The sequence below is a fragment of the Neomoorella stamsii genome, from assembly GCF_002995805.1.
GTDB classification, from domain to species: Bacteria; Bacillota; DSM-521; order Neomoorellales; family Neomoorellaceae; genus Neomoorella; species Neomoorella stamsii.
In genome coordinates this window covers 164,910-178,242 of record NZ_PVXL01000021.1, presented here as the reverse complement: position 1 = coordinate 178,242, position 13,333 = coordinate 164,910, and the positions used below count along the sequence as shown (strand labels likewise).

General features: G+C 52.5%; 12 protein-coding genes. All 12 read right to left on the bottom strand.

Annotation, left to right across the window (positions count from 1 at the left end; translation table 11 throughout):
• Window positions 1-314 precede the first annotated feature (314 nt).
• Window positions 315-1,088 (bottom strand): SDR family oxidoreductase, encoded by a 774-nt coding sequence (locus MOST_RS03135; RefSeq protein ID WP_054936370.1) that lies wholly within the window; start codon window positions 1,086-1,088, stop codon window positions 315-317.
• Between the two features lie 27 nt (window positions 1,089-1,115).
• Complete coding sequence (locus tag MOST_RS03130; RefSeq protein WP_054936203.1) at window positions 1,116-2,228, bottom strand: ABC transporter ATP-binding protein; 1,113 nt, start codon at window positions 2,226-2,228, stop codon at window positions 1,116-1,118.
• Between the two features lie 36 nt (window positions 2,229-2,264).
• The gene (locus MOST_RS03125) at window positions 2,265-3,392 is read right to left on the bottom strand and encodes an ABC transporter ATP-binding protein (RefSeq protein WP_054936204.1); all 1,128 of its coding nucleotides are present in this window, start codon (window positions 3,390-3,392) and stop codon (window positions 2,265-2,267) included.
• Window positions 3,393-3,445: 53 nt separating this feature from the next.
• Complete coding sequence (locus MOST_RS03120; RefSeq protein ID WP_208974824.1) at window positions 3,446-3,706, bottom strand: hypothetical protein; 261 nt, start codon at window positions 3,704-3,706, stop codon at window positions 3,446-3,448.
• Between the two features lie 10 nt (window positions 3,707-3,716).
• Complete coding sequence (locus MOST_RS03115; protein WP_054936205.1) at window positions 3,717-4,532, bottom strand: carbohydrate ABC transporter permease; 816 nt, start codon at window positions 4,530-4,532, stop codon at window positions 3,717-3,719.
• A gap of 24 nt (window positions 4,533-4,556) precedes the next feature.
• Entirely contained in the window at window positions 4,557-5,486 is a 930-nt protein-coding gene (locus tag MOST_RS03110; RefSeq protein ID WP_054936206.1) for a carbohydrate ABC transporter permease, read from the bottom strand.
• Window positions 5,487-5,714: 228 nt separating this feature from the next.
• A complete protein-coding gene (locus MOST_RS03105; RefSeq protein ID WP_054936207.1) occupies window positions 5,715-7,223 on the bottom strand; it encodes an ABC transporter substrate-binding protein in 1,509 nt (502 codons plus the stop codon).
• 164 nt (window positions 7,224-7,387) lie between these two features.
• Window positions 7,388-8,374, bottom strand: coding sequence for a hydroxyacid dehydrogenase (locus MOST_RS03100; protein ID WP_054936208.1), 987 nt, complete (start codon window positions 8,372-8,374; stop codon window positions 7,388-7,390).
• Complete coding sequence (locus MOST_RS03095) at window positions 8,371-9,258, bottom strand: dihydrodipicolinate synthase family protein (protein ID WP_054936209.1); 888 nt, start codon at window positions 9,256-9,258, stop codon at window positions 8,371-8,373. The genes MOST_RS03100 and MOST_RS03095 overlap by 4 nt, the downstream gene beginning before the upstream one ends.
• A 33-nt stretch (window positions 9,259-9,291) precedes the next feature.
• The gene (gene xylB / locus MOST_RS03090; protein WP_054936372.1) at window positions 9,292-10,839 is read right to left on the bottom strand and encodes a xylulokinase; all 1,548 of its coding nucleotides are present in this window, start codon (window positions 10,837-10,839) and stop codon (window positions 9,292-9,294) included.
• A gap of 55 nt (window positions 10,840-10,894) precedes the next feature.
• Window positions 10,895-12,340 (bottom strand): NAD-dependent succinate-semialdehyde dehydrogenase, encoded by a 1,446-nt coding sequence (locus MOST_RS03085; protein ID WP_054936210.1) that lies wholly within the window; start codon window positions 12,338-12,340, stop codon window positions 10,895-10,897.
• Window positions 12,340-12,729 carry a dimethylsulfonioproprionate lyase family protein gene (locus tag MOST_RS03080; RefSeq protein WP_054936211.1) on the bottom strand — a complete coding sequence of 130 codons (390 nt, stop codon included), beginning with the start codon at window positions 12,727-12,729 and terminating at the stop codon, window positions 12,340-12,342. Before MOST_RS03080 ends, MOST_RS03085 begins: the two co-directional genes overlap by 1 nt.
• Window positions 12,730-13,333 lie beyond the last annotated feature (604 nt).

Sequence of the window (13,333 nt, the reverse complement as noted above, 5' to 3'; positions counted from 1 at the left end):
CGTAACAGAATATTAGCTTTTCTACTGGTTGCCTTAAGCGCCGCACCAATTTGGCTATCGCTTCGGGTTCATTGGGGATGTTACCCAGGTTTTCTGCTTCTTCACGTCCTGCTTTGGCAATGGCTACGGAAATGCTATCCTTGTGGACATCCAGCCCTACATATGTGGTATAATTCATCTTGCCAGCCTCCTTAGCTTGTAGCTCTGTATTGGTCTCTATTGTACCAATATAACCTACGTATCGCTACTGTGGGGCTGGCCCTTCCATTATGTCTATAAATTTAGCCGGATAATACTATTCCTGTCTTACAGGCTTAGATCAACGTGTAGCCGCCGTCGACCACGAAAACTGCTCCCGTGGTGAAGGAAGATGCATCAGAGGCCAGATAAACCGCAATGCCGCCCAGTTCCTCGGGGGCACCGATCCGTTTCATGGGAGTTAGTTCCACCCATGTCCTCCCCCATTCGTTGTTCAGGTTCGGAGCCGTAATATTGGTGGCAATATAGCCCGGCGCAATGGCATTCACCCGCACGTTATACTTGGCCCACTCGTAGGCCAGACTTTTGGTAAGGTGATTAACCGCAGCCTTGGAAGCGTTGTAGGAGCATTGCGGTTGCGGGTGGTTGACAATATAGCCGGACATGGAAGAAATGTTTATGATCGAACCGCATCGCCGTTTGATCATCTCGCGCCCAACCGCCTGGGCCATGAGGAAGACACCGTTTAGGTTTACATTGATAACATCATACCAGTCGGACCATGCCATCTCCTCGGCCGCCACGTTACGGCATATGCCGGCGTTGTTCACCAGGACGTCCACTTTACCCGACCGGTGCAGCACTTCAGCTACAGCCGCCTTGACATCCTCAGGGCTGGTTACGTCACCCTGGACAAAATAGGCACTAATCCCTTCCCCGGCAAGCTCGTCTACCGTACCCATGCCGTTCTCATGTTCAAGGTCCATAATGGCCACACATGCCCCGGCCTGACCTAGGGCGCGGGCGATCGCCTTGCCGATGCCCCTGTTGCCGCCGGTTACCAAAGCCACCTTGCCGTCCAACCGCAAGGCCTGGATTATGTTCCTAATGGCCATCGGCCAACACTCCCTCCCAGGCTAATCCATATCTGTAATACCTCGGTGTATTGGGATATCGCCGTCAAACAAATGGATATATCCGGGGGCCAAATAAAGCCATAGCGTTTCCCCCTGGGTAAAGGTATCCGTGCCGCTGGCTACAACCTTTACTTTGGTGCTGTCCTCACCATCGAGATCCACAGTAAGGACTGCGGACTCTCCTGCAAATTCTATTACCCGCACCTTACCGGCAATTGCGTTACCTTCCGGCTTTTGCCGGAAAAGGGTAATTTCCTGGGGACGAATACCCATATCTACTTGCGCACCCACATACTTTACGTCCACTTCCTCATAAAGTTCAAACCTGTACCCGCCCTGGGGCGTGGGTACCAGGACGCTCCGGCTATTCTCTATTACTGCTTTAATAAAATTCATCTGGGGTTCTCCCACAAAAGAGGCCACGAATCTATTGGCCGGTCGATTCCAGATATCATCAAGGGAGCCAATTTGTTGTAGCCTGCCATCTTTTATAATTGCTATCCTGTCCGCAAGGGCTATCGCCTCTGCCTGGTCATGGGTAACGTACACCGTTGTGTTCCCCATGGTATCATGGATATGCCGTATTACCGCCCTCATTTCGGCTCGCACTCGCTGGTCCATATGAGAAATCGGCTCATCGAGAAGGGTCAGGTTCGGCTGCCGAATAAGAGCGCGGGCCAAGGAAACCCTCTGTTGCAGGCCTCCGGCAAGGGAGGAAGGGCGTCGGTTGAGAACGTGGACAAGGTCTAGCTGTTCTGAAATCTGCATCACTTGCTCGTGTACTTCCTTCTGCTTCATACCCCTTACCCGCAATGGAAAGGCTATGTTCTCATATACAGTTAAATGGCGGTAAAGGGCGTAAGATTCAAAGGCTAAGGCTATATTTCTCTCGGCCGGCCCGAGGTGGTTTACTACCTTGCCGTCAAAGCGAATTTCACCGCGAGAAATCTCCTCTAACCCGGCCAACATCCGTAGGGTCGAACTCTTCCCCCCTCCTGACGGTCCAAGGACCACCAGGAATTCCTTTTCCTCAATGGTAAAAGTCAGATCCTCAACGGCCACTACCTTGCCATTGTATATTTTCCATACGCGGTCTAACTCCACCCTGCTCATATGAATACTCTCCTCTAAGTATGGGCTAGATTCGCATCATGATTTGAGCTTGACGGTCCTCGGGAAGAAAAACAGGTTGTCCGGGTCAAATCCAACCCACAACTTTTCCCCTACTTTACAATCAGGCAACCTGCCCCGTTCCACCCTGGCGTAGAGGAACGTATTGTCCCTTACAAGAAAGGTAAGTAGCACGTTTTCCGCCTCGCGCACCACTGCATATACGGTAAGGGGAAAGGAATACTCCGCAATGGGGTGGCGCTCCACCTGCACAAATTCAGATCGGATACCGAGGCGGACGCCCTCCCTGCCCTTTTCCGTATATACGGCCTTTTTTAAAGAAGGAACAAGGGTCTCGGGTACCCGAACTTTAGTTTCCCCACCGAGATGCACCCAATAGGCCCCGCCTTTTTCTTCAACTTCTCCATCCAAGAGGTTCATCGGCGGCTCTCCAACCAGACGTCCTACAAAATCCGAAGCCGGCGAATAGTATATCTCTTTTGGCGTCCCTTCTTGTTCTATCCTCCCCCTCCCTAAGACGATGACGCGGTCTGACAACGCTAGGGCTTCGCGGTAATCATGGGTCACATAGATAATAGTGGCTCCGTACTTTTCCGCAAACTCCTTTAACAACGATCGCGTCGTAAATTTTAGCCTTGCATCAAGGTGGGCTATCGGCTCATCTAGAAGATAAACCTCTGCCCTCCGTACTAGCGCCCGGGCCAACGAAACCCGCTGTTTCTGACCGCCACTCAGTTGCTGGGGAAGCCGTTCGAGAAGCTCTTTAATTCCCAGAAAGCCCGTAATTTCCTCTACTTTCTGCCGTTCCTCCGCCGGCGAAAGTTTCAGACCCCACCTGGGTGCGCGTAAAGGAAAGGCGATATTGTCGTAAACGCTCATGTGGGGATAAAGGTTATACGTCTCAAAAGCCATTGAGACGTTCCGTTCCTGGGGCGGCAGATGGGTGATATCACGCCCATTAAAAAACACCTGCCCCGCCGTAACCTCCTCAATGCCGGCGATCAATTTCAAGATTGTGGTCTTCCCCGCGCCTGTCGGTCCGAGGATGGATACGAACTCGCCCTCTTTACAGAGGAAACTAACGTTTTCCACTGCCTTTTTCCGACCGTAATACTTCGTTACACCTTCGAGCCTAACCTCAGCCACCGCTATCCCCCTCGAATAATTTGGACTTGAGTGATGGCATCGACAACCCCACTTCACTCTTGGCCAATGATTTCTTCTTCATCCTCTTCAACCTCGCCCGCCTCACGCGGCCAAAAGAATATAAACAACAGCGCAAGAGCCGTGGCTATTGCTGCCCCAACCCACTGGGGTATGTGCACCTCCATAAACTTTAACCACAATAAATTAAAGAAAATCCAGAGCAGCACCGCCCAGGTAATACAATCCGATAGGGCCATGGGCGGCAATATTTTCTTCCAACTGCTGCCTTTGCGGTTCGCACGCTCCATGTACATTATAATTTATTCACCCCTTTACCGCACCGAGGGTCAGGCCCTGGATAATATACCTCTGCAGGAACCAGACGAGAATCAGGGCCGGCAAGATGGTAATGGCCGCTCCAGCGGTCATCAGACCGTATTGGACCTGCAGCCCTCCCCAGAAAGAAGAAATTAAAACGTTTACCGGCCTGGCGACGTTCCTGGTAAACAGGAAGGCGAAGAAAAACTCATTCCAGCTCCATATCAGACAGAAGGCAAAAGTTACTGCCAGGGCAGGCTTCATCAGCGGGAAAACAATCTTCCGGAACACTTGCCAACGATCATAACCGTCAATCATGGCCGCCTGTTCCAGCTCCCTGGGCACGCTCCCGAAGAAACCGTACAAAAGGAAGGTAGCAAAAGATACGTTGAGAAAGACATACAGCAGCATCAAGCCTATATGGGTGTCCAGCAACCCCATTTCCTTAAACACGAGAAAATGGGGAATGGCGGCCACGGCCGGAGGAAACATCCGTGTCGAAATGGTAAAGAACAGGAGGGTTCCTCCGCCGGTATTCCAGCGGGCAAAACTGTAGGCCGCCGGGAAGGCAATGAGCATGGTAATAACGGAGCTAAAGAGGCTGACGATGGCCGTATTCAGCAGGTTCCTCCAAAAGGGATACTGGGAAAATAGCGACCGGAAGTTCTCAAGGGTGGGTTTAAAAAATACGAATTTGATTAACCGCGGATCAAATATATCGGCATTCGCCTTGAAGGCCGTCAGGTAAATCCATAACAGCGGCGAGAGAATGAATACCAGAACCGCCATAGTGACAATCCAAAAAGATATTTTTTTGGCCATTTGCCATCTCACCTCTCCAGTGAATTACGCGCTCCGAATAGCCTTCATGAGCTCCCTAAACATCACCATGCACAGTGCAATTGTTACGGCCAATGAAACGATGGCCATGGAAGAGCCGTATCCCAAATCGAACATCACAAAGGCTGTCCGGTAGACGATCCAGTCCAACAGCTCAGTATTCACCCCACCCCGGGTCGTTCCGAAGAGGGGATCCATAAGGCGTATCAGCCACATTGCCCGCAAGACGATAATAATCATAATTAACGGCCGCAACATGGGTAAGACGACGCGCCTGAACGTATAGAAGCCCGAGGCGCCGTCCACCCGAGCCGCCTCGAGGACGTCGCGCGGTATGCTCTTAAGCCCTGCCAGTAACACGAAAGCGGAAAATGGAAACCACTGCCAGATGGTAATAAAGCAGATGGTGTAGAGGGCAATCTCCGGCGAAAACCAGTTAACCTTATTCATGCCAATCGCTGCCAGAACCAGGTTAACCGCTCCAAAATTATAATCCAGCATGAAGTACCACAGTAGTGATAAAATAAGGGGCGCAACCAGGAGGGGTATCAATGCCAGGGCCCTTATCACGTTCTGGCCCCTGAACTCGCGGTTCCACAGTAAGGCAACTCCCATGCCCAGTATCAATTCACAGGCTATACAAATAACCATTACTTTGATCGTCCTGCCGAAGGCTGCCCAAAACACGGGATCATGGACCAACTGCCGATAGTTTTTCAGCCCGCTAAAGATCGGTTTTCCTTCCATTCCCCAGTCGTGAAAGCCGAGATAGATGCTGTAAAACAGGGGATAAAAGGCGAATACTAACAGAATCGCCAGCAGAGGAATTAAAAGCGTCCATTTAAAGTTTTTCTCATTGGTAAGGGTCACCCAAATGCTTGCTTTCTTGCTACCCGGCGTTCCATCTAGGTGCATGCTTTCCGGTTTACTCGCCATCACAGCCTACCTCCGTCAAATCTTCGATACTCTTAAAGGTTCTGGCGCTTGCGGCGTAACGAGTCCGGCCGTCTCAGGAAAGCGACTAATACTTGCGGCCTTAACCAAATCTGAGGCGGCTCCAAGCAGTAACCGCCTCCTTAATTACGGCAGGGCACCAGGCCCCGTCACCTTACAACGCCCGGCGCCCTGCCATATCCGTCCGAACCGAAAGACGCCGTTATTTCCTCACTTTTCCTCCCTGATAGGAACGGTGTCGAACTTCGAGACTAGATCTAGCGTTTGCTGGGTAATGTAATCTACCGTCTCATCAATGCTCTTTTCGCCGGTGAGGGCCTTGGCCACCGCGTATATTTGCATGTCATAAACTTTGCCGCCGGCTTTGGTATTAAAGTAGAAATAGTTACGAATATATGGTGCCATCTGTTTCCAAATGTTAATGTGATATTCTGCCAGCATGCCGTAGGGATAACGCGGTTCTTCCTTTAGGACATCAGACAGGACGTCGATCCGCGCCGGGATCATACCACCCTCTTTGAAGATTACCCTGCCACACTCGTAAGATGTAAGGTAACGGAGCAACCAGTAAGCAGCCTCCGGGTTCTTGGAGGCCTTGGCAACGCCGTAAGACCAGGCCCCTGTGTAAGGCCGACCGCCGGGAGAAGGATAGACGCCGATACGCCCTTCCGGCACCTTGGTCTTCAGGACGCTGTCGGCCCAAACCGTGCAATTCGCCCATATCGTCGGGACGATGATGGCGTTGCCGTTGCCCAGCTGGGCCACTACGAAGTCAAAATTGGCCGTCGTGGCACTTGGCGCATCATACTTAAGCAGTTCCTTATAATCGCTCAGCGCCTTCTTCAGCGCTTCCTTGTTCTGTTTTGTTATGACAAATTCTTTTACCTTGCCTGCTTCATCCCGCACTACCGTCACCCAGTCCTGGCCCATGGCCCAAAGGCGGGCGGTAGTCTCATCGTTACACTGGTAGGCGCCGGCCTGCATGGAAACCCCGAACACGTCATGATCAAGGGGTTTGCCCTTCAAAAGCTCTCCCTTTTTCCTCGTAAAGAACTCGGCCTGATCCCTTAGCTCCTTCTCGTTAGTCGGCGGCTTTAAATCATAGCCGTATTTTTGTTTAAAATTGGCCTGTTCCGTCGGGTCGTCATATACATCCTGGCGCACCCACATGCACATGTCAAAGGTATAGAAGGGGAGAACCATCTGTTCTCCGTACGCCTGGCCGCAGGCTAGAATGGACGGCGCCATATTTTCTAATTCTTTTTGCAAAGCCTGCCTTCCACCGGGATCATACTTATCGGCCAGTTCATTCAATTTGTAAAGATAATCTGACCACTCTGTCGTCCATGAAGTTTCCACATAGACGAGATCGTAGTAGCCGGTGCCAGCCTTTAGTTCGACATTCTCCTTGGCATAGACGCCTGAGGACGCCACCCTCTCGACGTTCACCTTAACTCCCGTCTTTGCGGTAAACTTTTCGATAGCCGGTAGCATTTTCGAGTAGCCTTCACCGGTTTCCAAAACCATGGTGATGGGTTGCTTATTGCGAATCTCCGGTATCTGGTCTAACCCGAATCTACCCCCTTGAGTTTGGACAGTCTGGGGGGCGGTTCCCTCCTTCTTTTCAGCCTCGGGTTTCCCCTTCCCTCCGCAACCGGCCGTGGCCACCAATACCATTATTAGCACCCCACAGGCGGCCAGTAGCATGGACCTCTTCATTAATCGCACCTCCCTAATGATAATCAGTTTTGGCTCACGTTTTCCCCTTAACGCCCCTGCTTTCCCGCTTTAGGTTCTTCCCCTCACCCCCTTTGCCAAGATATGTTGCAATATTTTTCTGTTTACCCCAATGGGGTGACCTGCCAATATCCCCCTTATCGCGGTCAGCAATCGCCGCTAAGCAAGGGATGGCTAGGCAAAACCTCCGGGTTCACTACGGACCGGGGCCGCTTCCCTATTAGATAATCGCGAACTCCTTCGGCAGCCGCCATAGAAACTTTAGTTACGCACTCCTTTGTCAAAGCTGCCGTATGAGGCGTAAGGATAACATTGGGACAGTTTAGCAGCTCATTTTCCAGCCCAGGCGGCTCTTCGGCAAAAACGTCTATGGCTGCCCCGGCAATCTCGTTCTTTCTCAGCTTTTCCGCCAGGGATTTCTCGCACACCACACCGCCCCGCGAGGTATTGATCAAGTAAGCCGTGGGTTTCATAAGGGAAAGCAGCCTGTTATCGACCAAATTTCTCGTGCTATCCGTGAGGGGAACATGGATGGACACGTAGTCTGCCTCTTTAAAGACCTCTTCTATCGTTTCGCAGAATTCTATTTTGTCAGTTTCATCGGCCGGCGATATATAGGGATCGTAGGCGATAACTCGCATATTAAAGGCTTGCAGGCACTTTTGCGCCACCATCCTCCCTATTTTCCCGTACCCGATAAGCCCGAGGGTCTTTCCTTCTAAATCTACCGGCAGGTACAAGCGCCGCGCCTGAAAATTCCCCTTCCTTACCTGGGCATCCAAAAATACAAGCTGTTTAGAGATGCCAACAATCAGAGCCACCGTGTGTTCGGCAACGGACGCAGTATTAACCCCTACCGTGTTCAGCACCAGAATACTTCTCGCGGTAGCGGCGTGCACATCAATGTTATCCACACCCTCGCCGGTCCGGCTGATCACCCTTAACTGGGGAGCGCCGTCCATGAGGGCCGCCGTAAACTTAATCGACGTCCCCACGATGGCGGCCGTAGCCTCCTCCAATAGCTCTGCGAACCTATCCGCATCTCCTTCCGGGGTAACCACAACCTCGGCCACACCTTCCAGGATTTTTATGGCCTCCCGGCTGATCCTATGGGAAAGCACTACCTTCTTCATATCATTTCCTCTTCTTCTAGTATCTTCTTTAAATTATTCTTCTGCTCTTCTGCCAGGGGCAGTAAGGGTAACCGGGGCGCGCCGCCATACAATCCCGCCAGGTCCATGGCATATTTGACGGCAGCCACGCCGCCCCGTCCCGATATGGCCTTGTTCAGGTGGAGGATTTTTTCATTCAGGGCAAAGGCCCTTTCGTATTCCTTATTCGCAACCAATTCATACAAATTGCAAACCAGATCGGGAAAAACATTCCCCAAGGAAAGGACGCCACCCGTCGCCCCCATCAGCAGCGCGCTCAGGAAGAAGTTGGCAGAACCTGCCAAAACGTGGCACCTTTCCTTTACCGCCAGCAGGTAATTGTCGATATTGCCGACGGACGAATCTTTGATGCCGACAATATTAGGATGATCGGCAAGCCTCTTCACCAGGTCGACAGAAAGGGTGATACTGGCGGCAAACTGCGGCGCGTTGTATATTAGGCAGGGAACATCTACTACGTCGGCCACATCGGTGAAATATTTGTATAGGACCGTATCGGTCATTTGCGATTTAAAGTAAGAAGGAGGTAAGAGCAATATGTAGTCTGCCCCCAGTTTCTCAGCAGTCCGGGCAAATTCGATGGTTTCCCTGGTGGACTCAAATATGCAGCCGGCGATCACCACCTGATCGGCACCTTTGCCTTCAATTATCGTCTTCAGCACCCTCTCCTTCTCCAGGCTGGTCAAGGACTTGTTCTCGCCATTTGAGCCTAAGGCCAAGTAACCGTTTAATCTTGACCGGGCATAGAATTCCATGTTTTTCGCCAGGGCGTCATAGAAAACCTCGCCCCGGGCATCGAAGGGTGTGGTAACCGGTGCGAACACTCCCGTTAATTTTTTGTTCATACCTCCTGCCTCCTCTCCCGCAACGGGAACCGATTAAAATTTGACCCCGGATATCCTTGTAAAGGTCTGGCGCAGGGCCGGATATAATCCTTTGTAAATCTCCAGCATCTCCCCGTATATATCGCCCAGGGCCCCGTTGGGTTCTGTTTCGCTTTCGATCTGCATAAAGCCCACCGCCTCTTCAATACTAGTCCAGACGCCGCATCCTACTCCCGCCACCAGGGCGGCACCATACGCACCGCCTTCGCTGCTTCCGGTGACGGTCCTTGTGGGCAACTGAAAAACATCGGCAATAATCTGACGCCAGGCAGCACTTCGGGAGGCTCCGCCCGAAACTATTGCTGCCGTGACCTTCATATCTTTGTCCAGTTCCCGGAGCTGTTCAAAGACATGATACAGGCTATAGGTAACTCCCTCCATCACCGCCCTGGTCATGTCGGCCTTGGTATGCAGCAGGGTTAATCCAATAAATGAACCCCGTGCCGCCGGATCCGCGTAAGGGCATCTCTCGCCGCTGAGATAGGGAAGAAAAACAAGCCCCTTACTTCCGGGCGGAGCAGACATGATGCTGCCCTCGAGTAAGGCGTACACGTCCTCTCCCGTGTCCTCTGCCCGTATCCTTTCCCCCTCGCACAGCGTTTGCGTATACCACTGGTATGAGCCGCCGGCGGCCAGCGTTACCCCCATGGCGTGCCACGTTCCCGGCGCATTATTGCAAAATATCTGGAGTTTTCCTTGGGGATTCTCCTTGAAGCTTTCTAGGCCCATGGCCACTATACCCGCCGTACCGATTATCAGCCCCAGGATGCCTTCCTTGGTAACGCCCATTCCTGTTGTTTGGATGACGGCGTCGCCGCCCCCGCCAACCACCGGCAAACCCGCCGGCAATCCCGTCTCTTCGGCTGCCTGTCTCGTAACCCACCCCGTCACCTGGTCGGACTCGAAGCAATGGGGGAGCAGATCGGTGGAGATCTGCAGAATGGCAAGAAGTTTATCGCTCCAACGGCGGTTCTTTACATCAAACAGGCCGGTACCAGAAGCATCGGAAACCTCTGTAGCGAATTGACCGGTGAGGCGGAAGCGGATATAGTCTTTGGGATTAAGTATAATGCGAGTCTTATCGAATACTTCCGGTTCATGCTCGCGTAACCATAAAATCTTGCCGGCGGTGTAACCGGGCAGCATCGCGTTATTGGTATAAGTGAGTAGGTTATCCTCGCCACCCACAGCCTGTACTATTTCTTGACACTGGGGAGCTGTTCTTTGGTCATTCCACAGGATCGCGCGCCTGAGGACCCGGTACTCCGCATCCAGCGGCACCATGCCGTGCATCTGCCCCGATAGCCCTATTCCCACGATTCCCTTGGGATTTACTTGACTTTCGCGCAATAGGCGATTAATCGTGGCAACGGTCGCTCTCCACCAATCCTCGGGTTCTTGTTCCGCCCATCCCGGATAGGGGGTGTAAAGGGGATACTCCGCCACGCTCTTGGCGATGACGCTGCCTTCTTCATCCACCAGGATGGACTTACATCCTGAGGTACCCACATCTATTCCCAGGAGAAACCTCCTCGCCAACATCCATCCCCCCATTACCTAAGAACCTGCCCTCCTGCCTCCGTCCCTCATTGCCCCCTTAAGGAAGATAGCGGATCCTGACATGCTTGATATGCAGGTATTCGTAAAGCCCCTCCCGACCATGTTCATGGCCGAACCCGCTCATGTTCCATCCGCCATAAGGAGCATTAATTACCCCGGCATCGACATTGTTGACTGCCACATTGCCGAAATTGAGCTCACGGGATAAACGCTCTGTAAGGCTCAAGCTGTTGGTAAAGATAATTGCCGCCAATCCGTAATCGGTATCATTGGCCAGGGCGATGGCTTCATCAATGGTGTCGAAAGGCATCACCCCGACTACCGGCCCGAAGGTCTCTTCTTTCATCAACAGCATGTCGTGGGTTACGTCCCTTATGATCGTTGGCTCGAAGAAGTACCCCTTCTGGTACTTTTCCCCTTGGGGTTTTTTCCCGCCCCAGACGACCCTGGCTCCCTTATTTACTGCGTCTTCAACGTGTAAGATCACCTTCGCGAGCCCCTCGCGGGTACACATGGGCCCCAGATCGCATCCCTCCAAAAGGCCGTTGCCTATGGTGAGCCTTTTAGTAGCCGCTGCGAAGCCATCGAGAAAATCCTCGTAGATCCTCCTATCAACATAGATGCGGTTTATGGCGATACATATCTGCCCCATGTTGCGGAACGACCTTCTGACGGCTCCGGCTACTGCTCTTTCCAGGTCACAGTCGGCGCAAACTATCATGGGCAAGCTGCCGCCCAGTTCCAGGGACACCCTCTTCAAGGTGCCGGCGCACCGGCGCAATACTTCCTTGCCGACATCCGTGGACCCGGTGAAGGCCACCCGCTTTATGAGGGGGTTTTCGAATAACATGGGGCCGATTACCGACCCTGGACCGGTAAGGGCGTTGACGACGCCTGCGGGGACACCCGCATCCACGATACACCTGACGAAGGCCAGGGGCGACAGGGGGGTTTCCGAAGGTACTTTAGCCACCACCGTACATCCGGCAGCAAGACCTGCGCCCAACTTCCACGCCAGGAGCTCCACTGGATAATTCCAGGGGGAGATGGCCGCCGCGACGCCCACCGGCTGATAGATAACCCTGCTCTCGGTATCCGCCTCGGCATTGGGGATGATTCTCCCGTAAACCCTTTCCCCCTCTTCGGCATAGTATCTGAGGATTTCTGCTCCTTTGAGGACTTCGCCCTCGGCTTCTTTAAGGGGCTTCCCCTCCTCTTGGGTCATCAGCCTGGCGATTTCCCGCGACCGCTCTACGGCAATCTCGCTGGCCTTCCGCAAGTATTCTCCTCTTGCAAAAGGGGTAAGCCGCGACCAGGACTTAAAGGCCGCATCGGCAGCATAAATTGCCGCCTCCACATCCTCTTTCGTCGCCTTAGGAACAAAGGCAAATACCTCTTCCGTCGCTGGATTGACGACCTCCAGCGCTTCCCTCTCCTCGACGCCTATCCATTTCCCGCCGATCAAGATCTCCCCGCGAACCACTAATCACGAGCCTCCTTTACGACCTTTCCCGTCACCCAGACGACAGTTAGGGGAATATTCCCTTTCTGATAAGTTGTATGGAATTCGCCGGGCGGCACGTAGAGGGCATCCCCCGGTCTTATCTCGTATTTATCATTACCGACTTGCATGATGCCCTCCCCCGAAATAACAAAGTATACCTCCTCCTCATCATGGGAATGCCCTGTGGTTGTCCCTGTAGGATAAATCACCGTATATCCCATCTTCAGGCTCTGGGAAGGCCCCTTCTCACATTCGATTAGGATGTAAGTATCCCGTAGCACCGCCTTGTCCCTGTTGGCCACCCGCGCCCTTAAAGAGCGTGGATCCTCATCGGGATTTTTCCCCTGCACGTTGACCACATATTGCATATTTTGTCCCTCCTATCTCAATAATTTGCTTCTAGCTCGTTAAATCGCCTGCTCTCTTAGATTTTCATTTTTTATGATGAAGTCCAAGAGGGCAGACTAAGCCCCCTTCATCATCTACAATAACAAGACGCTGGCTTAGATCTTTTAAGTCTTGACCAGTTACCCTCACCACTTGTATGATATGACCAAGGATATCTGTATTCATCCTCCAGCTGCCGCCAAAATAACTTCTTCACAAACCGGGGTTTTCTTGATCGCGAACTGGTGCTCGCGGACCATTCCAAAAATTAGCCCTGCGGTTCATCCGTCATCCCAGTCTAAAGGCCGTCCTTTCGTCTCCCTAGCGTCAGCCCACCTCCACTCCTCGGCTTCGCTAAGGTTGCTGGCCAAATCGCTCGCGGCCGGCTACTTGCTGTAACCTAATGGGTGAGGTTCGCTTTTTTGTTCTTCGACCTGCCTGGCCTATTCTCTTAAAGGGATGGGCATCTCTTTGTTAAATTAACTTTAAGCAATTTTCATGCCACCCGTACCGGCCGGGGCAACTGCGTAAAGGATACGGAAATAGCCCTGTTACCGCCTTCGGCCCTTTTCTTTGATGCCGGAC